This window comes from Mesorhizobium sp. ORS 3428 (genome assembly GCF_001854785.1).
In the GTDB taxonomy this organism is placed as follows: domain Bacteria; phylum Pseudomonadota; class Alphaproteobacteria; order Rhizobiales; family Rhizobiaceae; genus Mesorhizobium.
Window position 1 is genome coordinate 147,862 of the sequence record NZ_MDFL01000002.1, and the last position, 22,196, is coordinate 170,057.

Consider the following 22,196-nt stretch of genomic DNA (forward strand, 5'->3'; position numbering starts at 1 on the left):
GGCTCGCCTATCACGGGAAAAATGTCCCCGCTTGTCGAAACCGTCCTCTTCGTCTTCAGCCTCGTCGCGCTCGGCTATCTCGCCGGCTTCACCGGCTATCTCAAGCCGGCGAGCGGGGAGGGGGTATCCGAATTCGCCGTCAACGTTGCGATGCCGCAGCTGCTCTTCCAGACGATGGTGAAGTCCGATTTCCACGGCGTGGCACCGTGGTCGCTGTGGGGTGCCTATTTCACGGCGGTCGCCATCACCTGGGCCGCGGGCCATCTGGTAACGACCCGCATTTTCGGCCGGGACGCCCGCGCCGGCATCGTCGGCGGCGTGTCTTCCGCGTATTCCAACGTCGTGCTGCTTGGCGCGCCTTTCATCCTGGGCATCTTCGGACGCGACGGATTCGAGGTGCTGTCGCTGCTGGTCTCGGTTCACCTGCCGATCATGATGATGGCCTCGATCGTACTGTTCGAGATGTTCGGCCGCGGCGGCGGCAAGCCCGTGCATCCGCTTCGCGTCATCAGGAATTTTCTCAGGCGGCTGCTCGTCAATCCGCTCATCATCGGCATCCTGGCGGGGCTCGCCTGGCGCATGACCGGCGCGCCGCTGCCGGAGCTGATCGGGCGGCTGGTCGACGCGCTCGCTGGCACTGCCGGGCCGGTGGCGCTGTTCGCCATGGGCCTCAGCCTGCGCCGCTTCGGCATTTCCGGCAACGTCCGGCCGGCGCTCGCGCTCTCCGTGCTCAAACTCTTCGTGATGCCGGCGCTGGTGCTTCTCCTGGTCTGGCTGCTCGGACTGCCGCCGCTGACGGCGAAGGTGGCCGTGGCGGTGGCGGCGCTGCCATCCGGCGTCAATTCCTACCTCATTGCGGTCCAGTTCAACACCGGCCAGGCGCTGGCGTCGAACCAGATGACCATCGCCACAGCAAGCGCGGTGCTCACCACGTCCTTCTGGCTGACTGTGGTCGTCCATGTCTTTGGGTAGGCCAATACCCTTGCCGGTGCTCGCTTTTGCTGGCCCAACCCCTATATGCCATCTTGTGATTGCTTGCAGGCCTTTCCCTAGGTAAGAGCAAGCCAGCGTGCGGCCACGCGTACGCCCATCCAGATACCCCAAAACGGCCGATTCGCGCGCCGAAAGGAGGCTAGACCATGCTTCAGAAGACCAGCCATTTCATGCGCCAGGCCAATCTCATCAACGGCGAATGGGTGCAGGCCGACAGCGGCCAGACCATCGACGTCAACAATCCCGCCACCGGCCTCAAGATCGGCACCGTGCCGAAGGCCGGCAAGGCGGAAACCCGCCGCGCCATCGAGGCCGCCGAGGAAGCCTTCAAGAGCTGGCGCAAGACCACCGCGCTCGAGCGTTCGAAGCTTTTGCGCAAGCTGCACGACGCGATGATGGACAATCAGGACGCGCTCGCCGAACTGCTGACCATCGAGCAGGGCAAGTCGCTGTTCGAGTCCAAGGGCGAGATCGGCTCGGCCGCGAGCTACATTCTGTGGTTTGCCGAGGAAGGCCGCCGCGTCTATGGCGACATCGTGCCGTCGCCCTGGGGCGACCGCCGCATCCTGGTGACCAAGGAACCGGTCGGCGTCATAGCCGCCATCACGCCCTGGAATTTCCCGTCCTCGATGCTTGCCCGCAAGATCGGCCCGGCGCTCGCCGCGGGCTGCACCGCGGTGGTCAAGCCGGCATCGCAGACGCCGTATTCGGGCCTCGCCTGGGGCGCGCTTGCCGAGGAGGTCGGCTTCCCCAAGGGCGTCATCAACATCCTGACCGGCTCGGCCGGCGAGATCGGCGACGAACTCTGCACCAATCCGCTGGTCAAGAAGATCACCTTCACCGGCTCGACCGAGGTCGGCAAGATCCTGATCCAGAAGTCGGCTTCGACGGTCAAGAAAGTGTCGATGGAACTCGGCGGCAATGCGCCGTTCCTGGTTTTCGACGATGCCGACGTCGATCGCGCCGTCACCGGCGCCATCACCGCCAAATATCGCAATTCCGGCCAGACCTGCGTCTGCACAAATCGCTTCCTCGTGCAGGCGGGCATCTATGACAAGTTCGTCGAGAAGCTGGTAGCGGCAAGCAACAACCTGAAGGTCGGCTCCGGCCTGGAGGAAGGCGTGCAGCAGGGACCGCTGATCGACGAGAAGGCGGTCGAGAAGGTCGAGGAACTGATCGCCGATGCGACCTCCAAGGGCGGCAAGGTCGTCGCCGGCGGCAAGCGCCATGCGCTCGGCGGCTCGTTCTTCCAGCCGACGGTGATTGCGGATGCCACCCCGAAGATGCGGTTCATGAAGGAAGAAATCTTCGGGCCGGTCGCGCCCGTGTTCAAGTTCGAAACCGAGGAAGAGGCGATCGCGCTCGCCAACGACACCGAGTTCGGCCTCGCCGCCTATTTCTACACCGGCAATCTCGGCCGGGCYTTCCGGGTCATGGAAGGGTTGAAATACGGCATGGTCGGCATCAACGAAGGTCTGATCACCACGCCCGAGGCGCCGTTCGGCGGCGTCAAGGAATCCGGTCTTGGCCGGGAAGGCGGCCATCAGGGCATCGAGGATTATCTCGACACCAAATATGCCTGCATTGGCGGCCTCGGCCTCTGAGGACCATCCATGGAGCAGGGCAGGCGCGTAGCCTGCCCTTGCCGGATCACGGGCGGCCGGCATAATCCATGGATCGAGAACTGATATTCGGGCAAAGCGATGAAGGACGGCGAGGTCTTCGGCACGACTCAGGCTGGCGAGGCCGTACGCCGCTTCACCATCCGCGGTGGCGGTCTCACAGCCAACATCATCGGGCTTGGCGCGGTCATTCAGGATCTGCGGCTCACCGGCCATGACGCACCGCTGGTACTGGGCTACGATCGCTTCGAGCCCTATGAGACCGACCGCGCCTATTTCGGCGCCGTCGTCGGCCGCTTCGCCAATCGCATTCGCGACGGCCGCTTCACCATCGCCGGCAAACGCTACCAGACGGAGCGCAATTTTCTCGGCAAGCACACGCTGCATGGCGGCTCGGAGGGATATTTCCACCGGCCGTGGGCGGTCTCGCTGCACGGCCGCGATTTCGTGACGCTGACACTGCACGATCCGGACGGCACGATGGGTTTTCCCGGGGCGCTGGACGTCACCTGCACCTACCGGCTGAAGATCCCCGGCACGCTCAGCATGGAACTGACCGCCACCTGCGAGGAGCCGACGCTCTGCAACCTGGCGCAGCACTCCTACTTCAATCTCGACGATGGCGGGGATGGCGATATCCTCGATCACCGGCTGATGCTCAATGCCGGCGCCTACACCCCGGTCGACGGCGAGATGATCCCGACCGGCGCGGTCAAGCCGGTCGACGGCACACCCTTTGATTTCCGTCACGCGCGGCCGCTGCGCATGGAAACGGAAGGGGAGCAGCTTCCCTACGACCTGAATTTCTGCCTGGCCTCTAGCCGCGGGCCGCTCCACCAGGCGGCCTGGGTGCAAGGGGCCAGTTCCGGCGTTGAAATGGAAGTCTGGACCACCGAGCCCGGCGTGCAGCTTTATATCGGCCAGCATGTCGCGCCCTCGTCGCCGGGGCTGGACGGCCGCCGCTACAAGGCGTTCTCTGGCTTCTGCCTTGAAGCGCAAGCCTGGCCCGACGCGCCGAACCGGCCCTATTTCCCACAGGCCACGCTGTGGCCGGGCCAGATCTATCATCAAGTGACAGAATATCGATTCCGCCTGCCTTGAGGTGCATGAGGCCTCGGTGAGGCCGGTCTGACCAATTGGGGGGCTTAGCCGTCGTACGCTGCCCTCAGCGTCTCGAATGGCGCCAGCGCCCCACGAACCTGAACGACGGCGGCGGCGACGCGGTGTGCGCGCCGAACCGCGTCGACGGGCGCATGCCCGGCAAGCCGGGCGGCGAGATAGCCGCCGTTGAAGGAATCGCCGGCGCCAGTGGTGTCGACCGGCGACGACACTGCTACCGCCGCAATGGTCTGCAACGCTCCGCTCTCGGCAAGCAGCGCCGGCTGCTCGCCATTCTTGACGACAACCTCGCCGWCCAGCTTCCCAAGCCGTTCCGCGGTCGCCCGCGGCGTCTCGTCTGCAAACAGCATCTGCTCATCCGGGAAGGTGGGTAACGCAATGTCGGTGACGGCAAGCGCGTTAAGGATCGCTTCCCGCRCCGCTTCGCGGTTGTCCCAGAGCCGGGGACGATAGTTGGGATCGAAGGCGACAAGCGAGCCTGCCCGACGGGCTGTTGCGACCGCTGCAAGCAAGGTTTTGCGCGCGGCGTCGCCCAGAATTGCCAGAGTGATCCCGGAGAAATAGACAAGTGCCTGGTTTTCAAGGCTTTTCGCCAGCGCGGCCGGATCGGAGGCGAGCTGGCGTGCCGCCGCGTCGCTGCGCCAGTAGGTGAAGGCGCGCTCGGCTCCGGTGAGCGTGATGGCGTAAAGGCCGGGTCTTGCGCCGGTAATGACCGGGCTGTAGCCGATGCCAATGCCGTTGTGGGCGAAGAAGTCGATCTGGTCGCGGGAGAAGGGATCGTCGCCGAAAGCCGAGACATAGGTTGCCGGCCGGCCGGGGCTCAGCGCATGCAGCGCCCATAGCGTGTTGAACGTGTCGCCGGCAAAGCCCATGCGCCAGTTCGGCCCTGCCTGGCCCGACAGCTCGAGCATGCATTCGCCGATCGACGCGACACCGTTGGCTTCCATACGACTTATCCTCCTAAGGCTTTGTTGCTGTAGCTTTTTGCAATCGGCAGCGCCATGCTTGGCGCAGGCCGATTTTTGAGCCAGAAGCGATTTCCCACAGGCGGGACGGGATGCTGCACGCAGCCCGTGACGTTATCAGCCGAAGAGGAACGGGTTTGGCATCGATATGGCGTTACGTCCTTGTGGGTCTCGGTCTGGCTGCCTTGCTGGTCGGCATCCTGGCAGTCGTCTACCTGACGATGCCGCATTCAGCGTCGRGCCCCGATACCTCCCGCTCAAAGAAGACGGCCAACGGTCTGTTCGTGGCGAGCTTCGAGCCGGAGCGCGGGGTGATCCGGCAAGGCGAACTGCAATCGTGGTTGCTGACGCTGAAGACCGCCGGCGGCGCGGCGGTGGAAGGCGCCGCGATCACAGTTTCCGGCGGCATGCCGCAGCACAATCACGGCCTGCCGACCAGTCCGCAGGCGACCGATTATCTCGGCGAGGGGCGTTATCGCATCGACGGCGTGAAATTCACCATGAGCGGCTGGTGGCAACTGCGCTTTGCCATCTCGGCAGCGGCCGGCTCCGATTCCGTCGTCTTCAACATCGTGTTGTGAGCGGCCGATGAGGCGCTTCGCCAGTGTCGCAAGCCTGCTCGCCTTGGCAGCGCTCGCTTTGCTTGGCGGTTGCGGCAAGCCGGAGTTCAGCGACGCCGAGAAGAAGACCATCGCCTCGTTGGCGCTGAACACGCTGCCGGCGCTGAAGCCGGACACGACCAATCAGTACGCCGATGTGCCGGCAGCTGCCGCCCTCGGTTCTACCCTGTTCTTCGACCTCGGCATGAGCCGTGACGGCACAGTATCGTGCTCGACCTGTCACAAGATCGATCGTCAATTCCAGGATGACCGGCCGCAAGGCGTCGGCGTCGGCCGCACCAATCGGCGCACCATGCCGCTCGCCGGCGTGGCGCGCGATCCGTGGTTCTTTTGGGACGGAAGGCGCGACAGCCTGTGGGCGCAGGCGTTGACACCGCTCGAAAGTCCGCTGGAGCATGCCGGCAACCGCGCTGCCTTCGCGCATTACATCAAGAAGCGGTTCGGCGAGCGCTATGAACGCATCTTCGGCCCGCTGCCCGATCTTTCCGGGGTACCGGCCAATGCCAGCCCGCTCGGCAGCGACGCCGAAAGGGCGGCGTGGAACGCCATGCCCGCCGGGAAGGCCGACGACGTCAACCGCGTCTTTGCCAATATCGGCAAGGCGATCGCCGCCTTCGAGCGATCGATCGAGCCGCAGCAGACGCGCTTCGACCGCTTCGCCATCGACCTCGCGACCGGCACGAAACCGCATGGCGACGCGGCCTTCACGCCGGAAGAGATTCTCGGGCTAAAACTGTTCATCGGCAAAGCCAATTGCGTCACCTGCCACAACGGTCCGCGTTTCACCGACAATTCTTTCCACAACACCGGCGTGCCGCCGGCCAAGGATCTGCCGCCGGATCGCGGGCGGGTCGACGCGGTGGCACAAGTCCAGGCCGATCCGTTCAACTGCTTCGGCAAGTTCCGCGACGGCGATGCCAGCACCTGCCGCGAGCTGCGCTTCATGGTGAAGGACGGGCAGCAGCTGGTGCGCGCTTACAAGACACCGTCCCTAAGAGGGGTGGCCACCCGTCCGCCCTATATGCATGCCGGGCAGTTTTCCTCGCTCGACGAGGTGGTCGCGCATTATTCGAAGGCGCCGCCAAGCGCCGARGGCGTTTCGGAAGTCCATCCGCTAAACCTTTCGGACCGCGAGCGGGCAGCGCTGGTGGCGTTCCTGAAAACGCTTTCGGATTAGCTAGCGGTCTTTCACCGTCTCCATCGCCACGAAGGTCGAGGTCTGCGCGACATGGGGGAGGGCAGAGATGCGCTCGCCCAGCACGCGGCGGTAGGCAGCGATGTCGGTGGTGCGGACCTTCAGCAGATAGTCGAAGCTCGACGCCATCATGTGGCATTGCTCGACCTCCGGCACCGCCTGCACAGCGCGGTTGAAGGCATCGAGTGCTGCCGAGCGCGTATCCGAGAGCTTCACCTGGACGAAGGCAACATGGCCTTCGCCCATGCGCTCGCGGTCGATGATTGCTCGGTAGCCCCTTATATAGCCGTCCTTCTCCAGGCGCTTCACGCGCGCCTGCACCGGCGTCTTCGACAGGCCGACCTTAGCCGCCAGCTCGGACATGGAAAGCCTGCCGTCGCGCCCCAGAGCGGAGAGGATATTACGGTCGATGCGGTCCAATTGGTCTACAGTCATCGATCTAGCGGTCAAAATGATGGAAATATGTCCTAAATGATAGTTCAAAAGGACTATCTAGTCGATCTCTTTGGACCGATCGAGAATTCGTAGCTGTGCTAGCTTGCGCCGATCGGTCCGGTGGCCGCCAGACCGTTCCCTAACGCTTGCTTTCATGGATCCGACATGCCGCTCGAAGCCATCCGCCAGCAGATCCGCGCCAACTACCTGCCCGACGAAGACGAGGCCGTAAAGCGATTGTCCGCGGCAGCCGGTCTTTCGGCTGAAGAGCGCAAGGCGATCTCGGCCCGCGCCGCCGATCTGGTGAGGGCGGTGCGCGGCTCGACCGATCCGAGGCTGATGGAGGCGTTCCTCTCGGCCTACGGCTTGTCGACCAAGGAAGGTGTGGCGCTGATGTGCCTGGCCGAGGCACTGCTGCGCGTGCCCGACACCGAGACGATGGACGACCTGATCGCCGACAAGATCGCGCCGCATGACTGGTCGGCGCATTCCGGCAGCTCGAGTTCCATTTTCGTCAACGCCTCGACCTGGGCGCTGATGCTGACGGGCCGCGTGCTCGACGAAGGCGAGGGCGGGATCGAAGRCACGCTGCGCGCCATGGTGCGCAGGCTGGGCGAGCCGGTCATCCGCAGGGCGGTGGCAGCGGCGATGCGCGAAATGGGCGAGCAGTTCGTGCTCGGCCGCACCATCGCCGAGGCCGTCAGGCGCGGCAGGCAGATGACGCAAAAGGGCTATCTCTATTCCTTCGACATGCTGGGCGAGGCGGCCAGAACGGAAGCTGATGCGCTGCGCTATCACAGGGCCTATGCGGACGCGATTTCCTCGCTGGACGCCGGCTCGAACGGCCCCGACATTCGTTACAATCACGGCATCTCGGTCAAGCTCTCCGCGCTGCATCCGCGCTACGAGGTGGCGCAGAAGGAGAAGATGCTGCCGGTCATGGCCGAGCGACTGTTGTCGCTGGCCCTTGCGGCTCGCCATTCGCGCATGGGCCTCAACATCGATGCCGAGGAGGCCGATCGCCTCGATCTGTCGCTCGACGTCATCGAACGCGTGCTTGCCGAACCGGAACTCGCCGGCTGGGAAGGGTTTGGCGTGGTGGTCCAGGCCTACGGCCCGCGCGCGGCCTTCGTCATCGACTGGCTCTATGCGCTTGCCGGGAAATACGAGCGCAGAATCATGGTGCGGCTGGTGAAGGGCGCTTATTGGGACACAGAGATCAAGAGGGCGCAGACGCTGGGGCTCGCCGGCTATCCGGTCTTCACCCGCAAGGTCAACACCGACGTCTCGTATCTCGCCTGCGCGCGAAAGCTGCTGTCGATGACCGATCGCATCTATCCGCAGTTCGCCACCCATAACGCGCATACCGTGGCCGCCATTCTATCGATGGCGAAGGATCGCGATTCCTTCGAGTTCCAGCGCCTGCACGGCATGGGTGAATCCCTGCACGAGGCGGTGCGCAAGGCCGAAGGCACGCGCTGCCGCATCTACGCGCCGGTTGGCGCGCACTCCGACCTTCTCGCCTATCTGGTGCGGCGGCTCCTGGAGAACGGCGCCAATTCCTCCTTCGTCCACCAACTGACCGACGAGGAGGTCCAGCCCGAGGAGATCGCGCGCGATCCGCTTGAGGCGGTGGAAGGACAAGGTCCCGCCGCCAATCCCGCGATCGCCCGCCCGGCCGCGATCTTCGGGGCCAACCGGCGCAATTCGAAGGGATTCGACATCAGCGATCCGGTGACGCTTGCGGCCATCGACAGGGCAAGGGGAGAATTTGCCGGAGCGGACCGCTGGCATGCCAAGCCGATCACGCGCGCGGCCGGCTACGGCCCGCAGCGCCAGATCGTCAATCCGGCCAACCCTGACGAAGTCGTCGGCACCGTGCATGAGGCAGCGGCCAAGCAGGTGGCGACCGCCGTCCGCATCGCCGTCGAGGCGCAGCCGGCCTGGGCAAAGCGTCCGGTTGCCGAGCGCGCAGCGATCCTCAACCGCGCCGCCGATCTCTACGAGGCCAACGCCGCCGAGTTCTTCGCATTGGCCACCCGCGAGGCCGGCAAATCGCTGGCAGACGGCGTCGCCGAGGTGCGCGAGGCCGTCGACTTCCTGCGCTACTACGCGGCCGAGGCGGCGAATGTCGAAGCAGGCACTGAGGCGCGGGGCGCGATCGTCTGCATCTCGCCTTGGAATTTCCCTTTGGCCATCTTCACCGGCCAGATCGCGGCGGCGCTCGTCACCGGCAATTCGGTGATCGCCAAGCCGGCCGAGCAGACGCCGCTGATCGCCTTCCGCGCCGTCGAGATGCTGCGCGAGGCCGGCGTGCCGGAAGATGTCGTCCAGCTTCTGCCGGGCGACGGGCCCTCGGTCGGCGCGCCGCTTACCGCCGATCCGCGGATTGCGGGCGTCTGCTTCACCGGCTCGACCGACGTTGCCAAGCTGATCGAAAAGCAACTCGCCGAGACTGCCGCGCACGACGCCATGCTGATCGCGGAAACCGGCGGGCTCAACGCCATGATCGTTGATTCCACCGCGCTGCCCGAGCAGGCAGTGCGCGACATCCTCGCCTCCGCTTTCCAGAGCGCCGGACAGCGCTGCTCGGCGCTGCGGGTGCTCTATGTCCAGAAGGATGTCGAAAAGAAGATGCTGGAAATGCTGAAGGGGGCGATGGAAGCGCTCACCGTCGGCAATCCATGGGCGATCTCGACCGATGTCGGCCCGGTCATCGACGACGAGGCGCAAGCCTCGATCAGCGACTATTGCAAGAAGAAGGGGCTGGAAGGCCGGCTGATCGCCAAGCTGGAAGCGCCGGCTACCGGCCGCTTCGTCGCGCCGCATGTCTTCCGCGTCAARGGCATAGAGGAGATGGAGCGCGAGGTGTTCGGCCCGGTGCTGCATGTCGCCAGCTTCGATGCCGACGAGGTCGACGCGGTGATCGCTGCCATCAACCGCAAGGGCTACGGCCTGACCTTCGGGCTGCACACACGCATCGAGGGCCGCGTCCAGCATTTCGTCGACGGCATCCATGCGGGCAACATCTATGTCAATCGCAACCAGATCGGCGCCGTTGTCGGCTCGCAGCCCTTCGGCGGCGAGGGGCTGTCGGGCACCGGCCCCAAGGCCGGCGGGCCGCATTATCTGCGGCGCTTCCGCAAGGGGCCGGAGGCCGGCACCGAGCTTGGTGCAGGCCACAAGGTCACCGCCACGGAGCTTGCCGACAATCTGCCGGATCCGATGCTTGGCGGCTGGTCGACGCGGGCGGACCGCGTGGCGATGCTGAGGAAACATCTGCGCGGCAAGGGGGCGGCGGCCATTGCCGCAGCGGCGAGTCTGGATTTCGGCCAGGTCGACCTGCCCGGGCCGACGGGCGAGGCCAACACGCTGTCGCTGGCGCCGCGCGGCCGGGTGCTCTGCCTCGGACCGGATGCCGACACGCTGCTTGCGCAGACGATCCAGGCTTTAGCCGCCGGCAATGCGGTGCTGGCCGTGGCGCCCGGCGCCCCTGCGGCGCTGTCGGCGCTGACCGGCAAGGGTCTGCCGCTGGCGGCGATCGACGGCCGGCCGGACCCGGTCGAGGCGCGTTCGCTGCGCGTCGATGTGGTGGCCTTCTCCGGCACGCCGGAAGCAGCGCGCATCGTGCGCAAGGTGATTGCCGAGCGCGCCGGGCCGATCGTGCCGCTGGTCAGCGAAGTGCTCAACCCGGCGGCCTACGCGCATGAGCGCGCGGTCTGCGTCGACACTACGGCGGCCGGCGGCAATGCCAGCCTGTTGGCGGCTGCTTAGGGCGTATTGATATTCAGGTGATGCCGGTCTGCAAATGGCGGCTTCCTGCGCTTCCGGTGCTCACGTACTTTAAGTACGCTCCGCTCCGGTTCTCGGAAGCCGCCATTTTCGACTCGGCCTGACCTGAATCTCAACACACCCTGGCCGCCAACGGAGATTGACCGACAGCGGCGGTCAGGCGCCTTCGACGACCGAAAAGCCCTCGAATTGGGGATGGCCGAGATAGTGCACCTTCGAGGTGCCGGCGTTGCGGTGCGCAGCGCGGAAATTCTCCGACTTCRTCCAGGCGACAAAGTCCTCCTGGCTCGCCCAGACTGTGTGCGAGGCAAAAAGCGTATAGCCCTCGGTCTCGTTCACCGGGCCGCGCAGCAGGTGGAATTCCTTGAAGCCCTTCATGTCGGAGAGGCTGGAGTCGCGGTTCCTCCAGACGTCCTCGAAGGCCTCTTCCGAGCCGTTCTGGACCTTGAAGCGGTTCATGGCGATGTACATTGGCTAATCCTTGGCAATTCTGTTGGTTGATTTGTAGGGCAGTCAGTACGGTCCGATCGGAGCCCGGAACCGCCAGCTGGAAATTCCGATCTCCGGCGGGATGGGAGGGAAGGGCGACTGCTGGCGCACCAGGTTCAACGCGAACTGATCGAGTTCGGGAGAGCCCGAACTCTTGGCGAGTTGCAGATCCGTGACGCTGCCATTCGCCAGCACCACAAAGGTCACGGTGGCATTGTTGAGAGCCTTGGCCTGCGCCGATTTCGAAACGAGACGATTGGCCTTCGCCAGCTTGCTGGCGACCTCGCCACTGTAGCGCGATCTCGCCGCTTCGCCGTTCGCTGTCTTGGTCTTGCCCTTGCTGGCGATCGACGCCTTGATCTCTTCCCCGTTCGCCGTGCCGGGCGCGTCGGCTGCCTTGCTGGCAGCGCCCGAACCGTCCGCGGTGCTCGGCCTCGGGGTCGGAACGGGCGGCTCCCCGGCGAAAGCCAGCTCAGGCTCGGTGCTTTCATCCTGGATCGCGGGACCCATCGGCGGCTCAACCGCCTGCGCCGCACTGTGCAGATCATCTCGCGGCGTTCCGGCGACCAATATGTCCGGTGCTGGGTCCGGCTTTTCGACGGGTTCCTTCACAGCCACGGGCGCTGCCGGCGTTCGCTGCGCCTGGGGCGCTGGAGTCGGCACCGGTCTGACCGCTGGCGGTTTCGGGGCTGGCACCAGTGCGACATTGATTGCGCCCGGCATTTGTCCATCCGACGCGCTGCCGACGACGTTAGCGCCCGATTGATCGGCGCCCTCCGCCTGCATAGCGGCCTGAAAGTTGAGGGTTGCCGTCGGCGCAACCACCAAGGCCGCCGCCAGCGCCGCATGCAGGGTGCTGGACGCGCCTATCGTCGCGATCCAACTCAGGTTCCTTTCCGGCGGCCGGGCACCGGCCAGCGGCTCGCCGGGAGCCGCCGTCAACTCGCCGCTGGGGTCGGATATTTTGCTGATGTCCTGCATGGCGCGGGCCGCAAGCTGCCGCGACCAGTCGCAAATTGTCAAATCAAGATCGCTTGCCGCAAACGGCGGAAAGCCGATGCCGGCCCGAGGCAAGACAGCAGCGTTTCGCGCGAGTGCCGGCTCTATCCCCATCGGTTGTTCAGACCCCGAAGACCCCACGCCGGCGCCGGGCCAAGCGACATCGCCAGGACCGAAGTCAACAGACGAAGCGATGTCGTTGAACGTGGCATTGCGGTCAGCCTCCGAAGCGCATCGTTGCCGCAAGCTTCAGCGTGATGCCGGGTTCGTAGAGGACGGCGGTCGTGCTTCCGTTGAGCGGATTGGTGTATTTGACGTCGAACAGGTTGTCGGCGCGGAAGTCGACCTTGAGATTGTCCGTCGTCTGATAGCTGGCAAAAGCATTGACCAGCGTATAGTCCTTGGCCACCGGGTTGCCCTTCGGCTTGCCGTTGTACTGCACCTCGCCGCCGACGGTCAGCTTGTCTTCGAGGAAGCGCAAGCCGAGCTGCGCCGTCACCTGCGAGGAAGGGATGGTGGCAAGGTCGGCCCGCTCGCCTTCATACGAGATAGTGTGACCGTTGATGATGGAGGCAGAGAGGCTCGCAAAGCCCCAGCCGGCGTCGTAGACGCTTTCCAGTTCGAAGCCGTTGATCTTCGCCTTGGCGAAGTTCTGGTACTGGAAGCAGATCGGGATGCCCGGACCGAATGGGCAGCCGCTGGTCGGGTCGAATGCCGAAAGCGTCACGCCGTCGATATAGTCTTCGACATTGTTGTTGAAGTAGGCGGCCTTGAGCCGCAGCGCGTCGCCGGCTTCGAGAATGTCGTTCTGCTTGTAGTTGACGCCGAATTCGATGGTCTTGCCGGTTTCAGGCTTGAGATTGGGGTTCGGCAGGAACGGAAAAGTTACACCCGCTGGATGGTTGCCGCTGATGAGCGTCTCCGTCAGCGAGGGCGAGCGGTAGCCTTCCGCATAGGTGCCGTAGAACTGCAGGCCCGCGAGAGCTGCGCTTTCGAAGGGTGAGACGCCGACGGTGACGCGCGGCGACAGCCGGTCACCCGATGTCTCGTGCTCGGAGTCCTTCAGGCTGTAGTGGTCGTAGCGCAGGCCGGTGATGACCTCGAGCCATGCCCAGGTCAGCTTGTCCTGGATGTAGGCGCCGGAGACGTTGCGCTTGCCGGACGGCGTGTAGAAGCTGTCGCCGCCGGCCGTGCCGCCCGTCTCGACATCGTCGCCGACCCAGTCGCCGCCATAGGTCAGCTCATGCGCGATACCGTCGTTCTCGAAGCGCGACRTGTTCCAGATGTCGATGCCGCTCGTCCCGACATCGAAGGTCGACAGCGAGCCGGCCGGCAGCACCACAGGAAGACCGGTGCTCGGATCGAACCGCTTCCGCGGAACGAGCGTCGTCAGATCGAGAAGCGTCTTGTTGTAGGAAGCGTTGATGTGAAGATCGAGCCAGCTCCTGGCGTCGTCGGTGATGTTGTAGCGGGCGGTGAAGGTGTTCGACTTCAGGTCGGCATCGTTGGCGGGCACGCCGCCGCTGGTCTCCGTCCATCCGTCGCTGGAGCCGACCCAGCCGAGCTTCAATTCGCTGTTCTCGCTCGGGCGGAGGGTGGTCTTTAACAGGCCGCTCAGCACGTCGAAACCGGTGCCGGCAACGGTGTCGCCGCCGCCGGCCTTGTAGTTCCCGTGGTCGCGGTAGACGATGTTGCCCAGCGCGTCCCAGTTCTGATTGAAGCGGTAGGCGCCGCTGGCGCTGGTGGTCCAACCCTTGCCGTTGCTTTCGTAGCGCCCGGTGACGGAGGCGGTCCAGCTTTCCTCGGGCTTGAGGAAGTCGTCGGCGTCCTTGGTATCGAAGAAGACGACACCGCCGATCGCACCGGAGCCATAGGTGTTGGCGACCGGGCCACGGATGACGTCGATGGATTTGATGAGCTCGGGATCGGCGTAGAAGGTCGATTGCGTGCCATGGTCGGAACGTTGGAAATCCTGCCTGGCGCCGTCGACGATGACCGCGACGCGGCCGAAGTCCTGCAGGCCGCGGATGTTGATGCTGGAGCTGACGCGCCGCGCGTCGGCCTGCACGACAACTCCGGGAACACCGAGCAGCATCTCGTTCGGCGTCGTCGCCATGCGGCGGGCGAGCTGTTCCTGATCGACATGACTGGCGGAGGCCAGCGACTGGATCGCCGTTTCCCCGGTGCGGCTGATGACCAGAATCTTGTCGAGCAGGGTGCCTTCGGCCGCGGCCTTCTCATCGGCCTGCTTCTTTTGATCGGCCGGTTGGCCGGCTGCCGGCTGTGCCTGTTGAGCTTTTGCGGTGGGCACGCTGAGCGCGATTGCCGCTGTCCCGGCAATCARCATCGCGAAGCCGCTCGCCAAAGATCGGGTGCCCGGGCCCTCGTCCGCCAGGCCCGTCCGTCCCCAAGTCACCAGCCCCATGCCCCAACTCCAATTTCAGGCTCGATGCTGGCTGGCGCGGGGCTCGCTCGCATTTTTGATCACGTCCGGCATCTTAAATGTTGACTCATTTAGTCCGGTAATGCACTGACTAGTAAACATGACTATTATAGTCAAGAATTGAATCGGCATTTTACGAGACAGCCGGGCCAGGGTGGCCGGCAGAGGAAAGGGACCGACATGAACACGTACAATCCCAACGATTTCCGCTATCGCGTCCGCCGTTCAGACGACATGCTCGCGCGTTTCGAGCGCGTGCCGATGGCGGTGCGCACGCTCTCCAGCAACGCGCTGTTCCAGGGCCAGCATGAGATCGGCATCGAGCATCACGGCGCGCTCTACCGTCTGAAGATCACCCGCCAGGGCAAGCTGATCCTCAACAAGTAAGAGGATCAGCGCGCGAGAAGACGAGCCGGCAAAGACAGGTGGACGACATGGACCAGCGCGTAAAACCGTCGCCGGACGAGATCCGGCGGGCGCGGGAAGCCAATCCGAAGTTGCGCGAGCGTGATCTTGCAGCCCAACTCGGCATTTCGGAGGCGGAACTGGTTGCGGCGCATTGCGGCTTCGGCTCCGTACGCGTTGAGCCGCGCGTCAACGACCTGCTGATCGGCCTCGAAGCGGTCGGCGAGGTGATGGCGCTGACCCGCAATGAAAGCGCCGTGCACGAAAAGATCGGCGTCTACGACAAGGTCGTCACCGGCAACCACAATGCCATGGTGCTCGGCGAAAATATCGATCTGCGCATCTTCCCGAATGTGTGGGCGCATGGATTTGCCCTCGAAAAGCGCGACGGCGACGAGATCCGCCGCAGCCTGCAGTTCTTCGATGCGGCCGGCGAGGCGGTGCACAAGGTGCATCTGAGGCCCGCGTCGAACCTCTACGCCTATCAGAAGCTGGTCGCGAGACTGGAATCGTCGAACCAGGAGCGCACCGTTGYGGTCGTCGCAAGCGTGCCGGACAATGAGGGGGAAGCCCGGGGATCAATCGCCAGCATCGAGGATCTGCGCGACCGCTGGAGCCGGATGACCGACGTGCATCAGTTCTTCGGCATGCTGAAGACGCTGAAGCTCAGCCGCCGCGAGGCGGTGCGCATGGTCGGCCGGGACTATGCCTGGCTGCTCGACAATGGTGCCCTCAGCGCCATGTTCCACCACGCGGCGGAAGGCGAGATGCCGATCATGTGCTTCGTCGGCAACCGCGGCTGCATCCAGATCCACTCCGGTCCGATCAAGTCGGTCAAGCCGATGGGGCCGTGGATCAATGTGCTCGACGGGACCTTCCACCTGCATCTCAGGACCGATCACATCCATGAAGTCTGGGCGGTGCGCAAGCCGRCCAAGGATGGGCATGTGACCTCGCTCGAAGCCTATGACGCCAAGGGCAACATGATCATCCAGTTCTTCGGCAAGCGCCACGAAGGCGAGGGCGAGCGGGAAGGCTGGCGCTTCCTGGCCGAGAACCTGCCCCGCATCCCGACCGCTGCATGAGGCAAGATCCGATGCGTGTTGCATTCCGTTTCCGCCCGGCGCTTGCGCCGGTGCTCGGCGTTCTGCTTGCCTTCGCCACCCCGCCTACCGTGGCCAACGAAGCCGCGGCCGTCTTCTCGGATACCTCGCGGATCGCCTCGATCGGCGGCTCGATCACCGAGATCGTCTATGCGCTTGGCGAAGAGCGCCATCTCGTCGCCCGCGATTCGACCAGCTCTTTCCCGCAGGCCGCACTGAAGCTGCCAGACGTCGGCTATATGCGCGCGCTGTCGCCGGAGAGTCTCCTGTCGGTCAATCCGACCGGAATCCTCGCTCTGCACGGCAGCGGCCCGAAGGAAGCGGTAGACGTGCTGAAGAAATCGAGCGTGCCCTTCATCGAGGTGCCGGAGCACTACAGCCGAGAAGCCATCCTCGAAAAGATCCRCATCGTCGGCAAGGCGCTCGGCGTCGACGCCAAGGCCGAGAAATTGGCCGTCGAGACGGATGCGAAGCTGAAGGCGGCGGAAAAGCAGACGGCCTCGATCAAGGAGCGCAAGCGCATCCTGTTCGTTCTGTCGACGCAGGGCGGCAAGATCCTGGCCGCGGGCAGCGACACGGCGGGCGACGGCATCATCAAGCTCGCCGGCGCGGTCAATTCGGTCGAAGGCTTCTCCGGCTACAAGCAGATGTCCGACGAAGCGATCGTCACCGCCAGGCCGGACGTGATCCTGACGATGAAGAATGGCGGGCCGCCGATCTCGGAAGACGAGCTGTTCGCCAACCCATCGATCGCTTCGACGCCGGCGGGCGCCGCGCGCAAGATGATCAGCATGGATGGCGGCTATCTGCTTGGTTTCGGGCCGCGCACGGCCGAAGCCATCCACGACCTCGCCGTATCGCTGTACGGCAGCCAGGTCACGGACTGAGCCGGGTGCCATGGCGGATCAGTCGATCGGCGGCGCGGTGGGGAGGGTGATGGCAGCCGATGGCGATCGCTCGGCACGGGCCAGGACCGTCATCTTGCTTCTGTCGCTCGCACTTGCCCTGTCGGTATTCCTGTCGCTGACGTCGGGTGCCTCCGATGCGTCCGCCATCCGCGCCATCCGCCACTGGCTCACCGGCGCCGTGCCGGCCGACACGGCGCTTGCCGCTCGCGACCGGCTGGTCGTCTACGATATCCGCATGCCGCGCGTGCTGCTCGGCGTGCTGATCGGCGCGGCACTTGCCGTCTCCGGTGCGGTGATGCAGGGCCTGTTCCGCAATCCGCTTGCCGACCCCGGCCTTATCGGCGTTTCCGCCGGATCGAGCCTCGGCGCCGTAACCATCATCGTGCTCGGCGCGACCTGGCTTGCGCCGGTGACGCTCGCCCTCGGCACGCTCGCGCTGCCGCTGGCGGCCTTCCTTGGCGGCCTGGCGGTCACCTTCCTGCTCTATGCCGTCGCCACGCGTCACGGCAGGACCTCGGTTGCCACCATGCTGCTTGCCGGCCTGGCGATCGCCGCTCTGGCCATGGCGGTGACCGGCATCCTCATCTTCATGGCCGACGACAGGCAATTGCGCGACCTGACCTTCTGGCAACTCGGCTCGCTTGCCGGCGCGACATGGCCGAAGATCGGCACGGTCGGGCCGGTGATCGTGCTGGCGCTGGCGACGTTGGCTTTCCTGCCGCACGGGCTCAACGCGCTGGCGCTCGGCGAAGCGACCGCCGGTCATCTCGGCATTCCGGTGCAGCAGCTGAAGTACACGGCCATTGTCGGGGTCTCGGCGGCGGTCGGCGCGTCCGTCGCCGTCAGCGGCGGCATCGGCTTCATCGGCATCGTCGTGCCGCATCTGCTGCGCCTCGCGATCGGCCCGGATAATCGCTACCTTCTGCCGGCCTCGGCCTTGCTCGGCGCCTCGCTGCTTCTGCTCGCCGACGCGGTCGCCCGCACCGTCGTCGCTCCGGCCGAATTACCGATCGGCATCGTCACCGCGGTCGCCGGCGCGCYCTTCTTCCTGTGGATCCTGCTGCGCAAGCGCGGCATCGTCGATCTGTGAGCCGCCGATGATCGAAGCACGTGACATCTCGGTAGCGATCGGCAACAAGCGCATCGTGTCGCATGTCGATTTCGCGGCGCGGCCGGGCGAGATCTCGGCAATCGTCGGGCCGAACGGCTCGGGCAAGACGACTTTGCTCAGGGCGCTGACCGGCGAACTGGCTTATACCGGCATGGTCACCTTGAACGGCCGTGACCTGTCCACAATGRAACCGGTGGAGGCGGCGACACTTCGCGCTGTGCTGCCGCAATCCACCACGCTGTCCTTTCCCTTCACGGTGCGCGAGATCGTTCGTCTCGGCCTGCTCGGCGGCCGTTCCGGCGTGCTGCCGGGCGAGCATGCACGCCTGCCGGAACGGGCGCTGGCGCGTGTCGATCTCGACGGCTTTGCCGGCCGTTTCTACCAGGAGCTTTCCGGCGGCGAGCAGCAGCGCGTGCAGCTTGCCCGCGTGCTCTGCCAGGTCTGGGCGCCAGTGCTGGAAGGCAGGCCGCGCTATCTCTTCCTCGACGAGCCGGTCTCCAGCCTCGACGTCAAGCATCAGCTCATCATCATGAACATAGCGCGCGATTTCGCCCGGCGTGGCGGCGGCGTGGTGGCGATCCTGCACGACCTCAACCTGACCGCCATGTATGCCGATCGCATCTTCGTGCTGCATCGCGGCCAGCTGGCCGCTGCCGGTTCGCCGCAGGATGTGCTCAATAACGCGCTGATCGAGAAGGTGTTCGACTGCCGCCTCAAGGTAGGCGCGCTGCCCGCAGCGAGCGTGCCGTTCGTGCTGCCGCAATCGGCGGCTTAGCTCACGCCGCCGGAGCGCGCTGTTCCAGGAGGTCGATGCCGAGCAGGTGGCGCATGCTCGGACGCGCGGCGACGAGGTCGGCGATTGTGTAGCGGGAAAGCACTGCGAAGAAGGCGTTGAGCGCCTCGCGCAGCGCCGAATTCAGCGCGCAGCTGTCGACCAGCGGGCATTCGGCGGCGTCGTTCTCAAAGCATTCGGCCATCGCGAAGCTCTCTTCGGTGACGCGCACGACGTCAAAAAGGCTGATCTGCTCGGCCGGGCGGCCGAGCCTCACGCCGCCGTTGCGGCCACGCACCGTCTCCACCAGGCCCGCCTCGACGAGCGGTTGCAGAATCTTGAACAGGAACAGTTCCGAAACCGAGTAGGCCGTGGCGATCTCGGGGATGCGGCTCAGCCTGTCGGTGTTCGCGGCGCAATACATCAGGATGCGCATCGCATAATTGGTTTGGCGCGTGAGCCGCATGATATCCTCGCGAAAACATTAGCTTGAGCGGAATATGGCCCATAGTTTGGAACAATTCCAGACTGGACCGGCACATAGCTGAATAATCGTGTCAACTTTTTGTGCGCGCGGGCGCGCATGCAGCCAATACGCTTTGAAGCGAGCGTTTCGCCGGCGCAGGCACTAGATAGGTCCGGGTGCAAGTCCGGGTGCAACAAGGAAACGGCTTTCCATGTCACAACCAGCTCAAGCCCTCGCGCCGGTCCGATTCGACGCCGATGCACAAGCAAAGCTTTCGGCATTGCGGCGGACCAAGTTCATCGCGACCGCAACGCTCGCTTTGTGCATCCTTGTCTTTGCGCTCGCCAAGTCATTCCAGGGCAGCTACCCGTGGCTCGGCTTCGTCGCCGCCTTTGCCGAGGCGGCGACCATCGGCGGCCTGGCCGACTGGTATGCGGTTGTGGCGCTGTTCAGGCGGCCGCTCGGACTGCCGATCCCGCATACCGCCATCATCCCGGAGAACCAGCACCGCATTGCCGACAATCTCGGCCGCTTCATAGAGGCGAACTTCCTCGCGCCCGAGCCGGTACGCGAAAAGCTTGCCGAGGTCGATTTTGCCGCTCTGGTCGCYGACTGGCTGGCTGACGCCAAACGCGCCGCCGATCTGTCGCGGTTCGTCGCCCGGCTGGTGCCGCAAACGCTGACGGYGGTGGAGCAGTCCGGGTTGCGCGACTTCGTCTCCAGCCGCATGCTGGAGCAGATCGACAAGGTGCCGCTGGCGCCGCTCGCGGCGGAGCTGTTGTCGGCGCTGACCGAGGACCGCCGGCATCAGAAGCTGTTCGACCAGTTCATCAGGGTGGTCGGGCGTTTCCTGAACGACGAGAAGGCGCTGGCGACGATGCGCGAGAAGATCCGCGAGGAACTGCCCTCGCTGTTCAACCTGTTTCGCGCCGACGCTTATCTCCTGAAGAAGATCGTCGCTTCCGCCGGATCGCTGCTCGAGGAGGTGCGGGCCGACCCGGACCATCCGATGCGTGCCGAATTCGATCGTTTCGCGCTTGGGTTCGTCGAGCGGCTTCGGACATCCAGGCAATATGCAAGACGCGCTGAGAAGCTGAAGCGCGATTTCCTCSCCCGGCCGGAGGTGAAGGCGCTGGCCGGCGACACGTGGGCAAGCCTGCGCCTGTTCATCGAACAGGATGYCAACGCGCCCAATTCTGCGATCCGCGAGCATCTCGCCAACATGTTCGTGGAGGTCGGCCGGCATCTGGCCGACGATGCACAGATCAGGGCCGATATGAACCAGGGCTTCGTCGTGGCGCTCGCCTCCTTCGTCGAGAGCCAGAAGAGCGGTGTGTCCAAGTTTATCGCCGACCAGGTCAAGCGCTGGGACCTTGCCCAACTGACGCGGCTGATCGAGGTGAATATCGGCAAGGACCTGCAATATATCCGCTTCAACGGCATGGTGATCGGCGGCTTGGCCGGTCTGGTGCTCTACACGGCAGAGTGGCTCTTTCTCCTCAATTGACGCGGGCCGGGCGCGCACTATTCTCCTTGCAGGGCGCCGCAAAACGCGGCGGATCGGGAGGCAATGACATGGCGAGACAACCGGAATCCGACTCGTTCCTGGACATGTTCAGCAGGTTCGGCCGCGACCTGAAGCTACCCAAGGTCRACGTCCAGGCGATCCTCGATCACCACCGCAAGAATCTCGAAGCTCTCGAAAAGTCGGCCAAGGCAAGTGTCGCCGGCGCGACTTCGGTTATGTCGCGGCAGCACGAGATGGTGCAGGAGGCGCTCGGCGAAATCACCCGAATGGCGCAGAACTACCAGGCTCCGGGCAGTCCGCAGGAGTTGATGACGAAGCAGGTGGAATTCGCCAGGAAATCCTTCGAGACAACGCTGAAGAATGCCGGCGAGGTGGCCGAGCTGGTCAAGAAGTCCGGCACGGAATCGATCGAAATCCTGCGCGACAGGATCAAGGATGCGATGGCGGAAATCCGCGCCGGCTACGACGGGAAGTGAACGATCCGGCGTAGCTATCGGTTTTTTCAGATCGGGTGCTGGCCATTGAGCAACCGGTTCGTGTGGCTGCGCGTTCTCAGCTCACCGCAAAACCGTCAACCCTAAAGGCGAAATCGCAGGGTCGCGAATTGACAGGAGCCGCAGGTTCATGGTCGGGAGACTGGCAGTAGCCACCGGGAAAGCAGGAATGACGGAAAATCGGCCGAGAACRCCGCCGACCTTCGAACAGTTGCGCACAATGGCCGGTCAGGAGATCGGCGTGTCGGATTGGGCGACGGTCGATCARCAGCGCATCGACCAGTTTGCCGAATGCACGGGCGRCCATCAGTGGATCCATGTCGATCCCGAGCGCGCGAAACGGCAGAGCCCGTTCCGCACTACGATCGCACATGGCTACCTGACGCTGGCGATGATCGGCGCGCTGGCGCTGGACATGGGCATCGTACCGGAAAACACGCAAGCCGCCTTCAATTACGGCTTCGACAAGGTGCGCTTCCTGGCTCCGGTGAAGTCCGGCGCGCGCATCAGGCTGCGCACGACCTTGCTTTCCATGGAAGACCTCGGTCCCGGCCAGTATCTGATGAAAGCGGCGAACACCGTCGAGATCGAAGGCGAGCAGAAGCCGGCACTGACCGCCGAGACGCTGGTGATGCTCTACGAGCGCCGCAGGCGGGCAGGAGCTTGAGAGCCCGTCCCGCGACCATCTGAAGACGTAACCTGTGCTTCCGGCCTTTGTCGGYCAAAGCATCCATGAC

Annotated in this window: 20 protein-coding genes; 14 read left to right on the forward strand and 6 right to left on the reverse strand. The window is 64.6% G+C overall.

What is annotated here, in order from left to right; all coding sequences use genetic code 11:
• The first annotated feature begins 21 nt into the window (after positions 1-21).
• The 3 genes from ORS3428_RS02235 to ORS3428_RS02245 all read left to right on the forward strand — a co-directional run bounded on the left by ORS3428_RS02235 (position 22) and on the right by ORS3428_RS02245 (position 3,716).
• Complete coding sequence (locus ORS3428_RS02235) at positions 22-972, forward strand: AEC family transporter (RefSeq protein ID WP_071094178.1); 951 nt, start codon at positions 22-24, stop codon at positions 970-972.
• Positions 973-1,139: 167 nt separating this feature from the next.
• A complete protein-coding gene (locus tag ORS3428_RS02240) occupies positions 1,140-2,597 on the forward strand; it encodes an NAD-dependent succinate-semialdehyde dehydrogenase (protein WP_071094179.1) in 1,458 nt (485 codons plus the stop codon).
• Positions 2,598-2,696: 99 nt separating this feature from the next.
• The gene (locus ORS3428_RS02245) at positions 2,697-3,716 is read left to right on the forward strand and encodes an aldose epimerase family protein (protein WP_071094180.1); all 1,020 of its coding nucleotides are present in this window, start codon (positions 2,697-2,699) and stop codon (positions 3,714-3,716) included.
• Positions 3,717-3,760: 44 nt separating this feature from the next.
• Here the strand turns inward: ORS3428_RS02245 and ORS3428_RS02250 are convergent, their stop codons facing one another.
• A complete protein-coding gene (locus ORS3428_RS02250) occupies positions 3,761-4,681 on the reverse strand; it encodes a sugar kinase (RefSeq protein ID WP_071094181.1) in 921 nt (306 codons plus the stop codon).
• 155 nt (positions 4,682-4,836) lie between these two features.
• Here ORS3428_RS02250 and ORS3428_RS02255 point away from each other — a divergent pair, with 155 nt between their 5' ends.
• Both ORS3428_RS02255 and ORS3428_RS02260 read left to right on the forward strand, forming a co-directional pair.
• Positions 4,837-5,280 (forward strand): FixH family protein, encoded by a 444-nt coding sequence (locus tag ORS3428_RS02255; RefSeq protein ID WP_071094182.1) that lies wholly within the window; start codon positions 4,837-4,839, stop codon positions 5,278-5,280.
• Between the two features lie 7 nt (positions 5,281-5,287).
• Positions 5,288-6,496: a cytochrome-c peroxidase gene (locus ORS3428_RS02260; RefSeq protein WP_071094183.1), complete on the forward strand. Its 1,209-nt coding sequence runs from the start codon at positions 5,288-5,290 to the stop codon at positions 6,494-6,496.
• On the opposite strand, the gene ORS3428_RS02265 is transcribed toward ORS3428_RS02260, so the two are convergent.
• Complete coding sequence (locus ORS3428_RS02265) at positions 6,497-6,949, reverse strand: Lrp/AsnC family transcriptional regulator (RefSeq protein ID WP_071094184.1); 453 nt, start codon at positions 6,947-6,949, stop codon at positions 6,497-6,499.
• Between the two features lie 165 nt (positions 6,950-7,114).
• Between ORS3428_RS02265 and putA the strand changes: the two genes are divergently transcribed.
• Positions 7,115-10,723, forward strand: a complete 3,609-nt coding sequence (gene putA / locus ORS3428_RS02270; protein WP_071094185.1) for a bifunctional proline dehydrogenase/L-glutamate gamma-semialdehyde dehydrogenase PutA — start codon at positions 7,115-7,117, stop codon at positions 10,721-10,723.
• A gap of 174 nt (positions 10,724-10,897) precedes the next feature.
• Here putA and ORS3428_RS02275 read toward each other — a convergent pair whose 3' ends face one another.
• The 3 genes from ORS3428_RS02275 to ORS3428_RS02285 form a co-directional block, all read right to left on the reverse strand.
• The gene (locus tag ORS3428_RS02275) at positions 10,898-11,212 is read right to left on the reverse strand and encodes an antibiotic biosynthesis monooxygenase family protein (RefSeq protein ID WP_071094186.1); all 315 of its coding nucleotides are present in this window, start codon (positions 11,210-11,212) and stop codon (positions 10,898-10,900) included.
• 42 nt (positions 11,213-11,254) lie between these two features.
• Positions 11,255-12,343, reverse strand: a complete 1,089-nt coding sequence (locus ORS3428_RS02280; RefSeq protein WP_244507830.1) for an energy transducer TonB family protein — start codon at positions 12,341-12,343, stop codon at positions 11,255-11,257.
• 103 nt (positions 12,344-12,446) lie between these two features.
• On the reverse strand, positions 12,447-14,654 hold the full coding sequence (locus ORS3428_RS02285) for a TonB-dependent hemoglobin/transferrin/lactoferrin family receptor (protein ID WP_071094188.1): 2,208 nt from the start codon (positions 14,652-14,654) through the stop codon (positions 12,447-12,449).
• A gap of 198 nt (positions 14,655-14,852) precedes the next feature.
• On the opposite strand from ORS3428_RS02285, the gene hemP reads away from it, so the two are divergent.
• Genes hemP through ORS3428_RS02310 form a run of 5 tightly spaced genes read left to right on the forward strand, consistent with a single transcriptional unit; the run spans position 14,853 to position 18,974 of the window.
• On the forward strand, positions 14,853-15,059 hold the full coding sequence (gene hemP / locus ORS3428_RS02290; RefSeq protein ID WP_071094189.1) for a hemin uptake protein HemP: 207 nt from the start codon (positions 14,853-14,855) through the stop codon (positions 15,057-15,059).
• Positions 15,060-15,106: 47 nt separating this feature from the next.
• The gene (locus ORS3428_RS02295; protein WP_071094222.1) at positions 15,107-16,162 is read left to right on the forward strand and encodes a hemin-degrading factor; all 1,056 of its coding nucleotides are present in this window, start codon (positions 15,107-15,109) and stop codon (positions 16,160-16,162) included.
• Between the two features lie 11 nt (positions 16,163-16,173).
• Entirely contained in the window at positions 16,174-17,067 is an 894-nt protein-coding gene (locus ORS3428_RS02300; RefSeq protein WP_071094223.1) for a heme/hemin ABC transporter substrate-binding protein, read from the forward strand.
• Between the two features lie 10 nt (positions 17,068-17,077).
• A complete protein-coding gene (locus ORS3428_RS02305) occupies positions 17,078-18,178 on the forward strand; it encodes a FecCD family ABC transporter permease (RefSeq protein ID WP_071094190.1) in 1,101 nt (366 codons plus the stop codon).
• 7 nt (positions 18,179-18,185) lie between these two features.
• The gene (locus ORS3428_RS02310; RefSeq protein WP_071094191.1) at positions 18,186-18,974 is read left to right on the forward strand and encodes a heme ABC transporter ATP-binding protein; all 789 of its coding nucleotides are present in this window, start codon (positions 18,186-18,188) and stop codon (positions 18,972-18,974) included.
• A 1-nt stretch (position 18,975) separates the two neighbouring features.
• On the opposite strand, the gene rirA is transcribed toward ORS3428_RS02310, so the two are convergent.
• The gene (rirA, locus tag ORS3428_RS02315) at positions 18,976-19,437 is read right to left on the reverse strand and encodes an iron-responsive transcriptional regulator RirA (protein ID WP_071094192.1); all 462 of its coding nucleotides are present in this window, start codon (positions 19,435-19,437) and stop codon (positions 18,976-18,978) included.
• 211 nt (positions 19,438-19,648) lie between these two features.
• Between rirA and ORS3428_RS02320 the strand changes: the two genes are divergently transcribed.
• The 3 genes from ORS3428_RS02320 to ORS3428_RS02330 all read left to right on the forward strand — a co-directional run bounded on the left by ORS3428_RS02320 (position 19,649) and on the right by ORS3428_RS02330 (position 22,126).
• Complete coding sequence (locus ORS3428_RS02320; RefSeq protein WP_071094193.1) at positions 19,649-20,944, forward strand: DUF445 domain-containing protein; 1,296 nt, start codon at positions 19,649-19,651, stop codon at positions 20,942-20,944.
• 68 nt (positions 20,945-21,012) lie between these two features.
• Positions 21,013-21,441: a phasin family protein gene (locus ORS3428_RS02325; protein ID WP_071094224.1), complete on the forward strand. Its 429-nt coding sequence runs from the start codon at positions 21,013-21,015 to the stop codon at positions 21,439-21,441.
• A gap of 187 nt (positions 21,442-21,628) precedes the next feature.
• On the forward strand, positions 21,629-22,126 hold the full coding sequence (locus ORS3428_RS02330) for a MaoC family dehydratase (RefSeq protein WP_071094194.1): 498 nt from the start codon (positions 21,629-21,631) through the stop codon (positions 22,124-22,126).
• Positions 22,127-22,196: the final 70 nt, after the last annotated feature.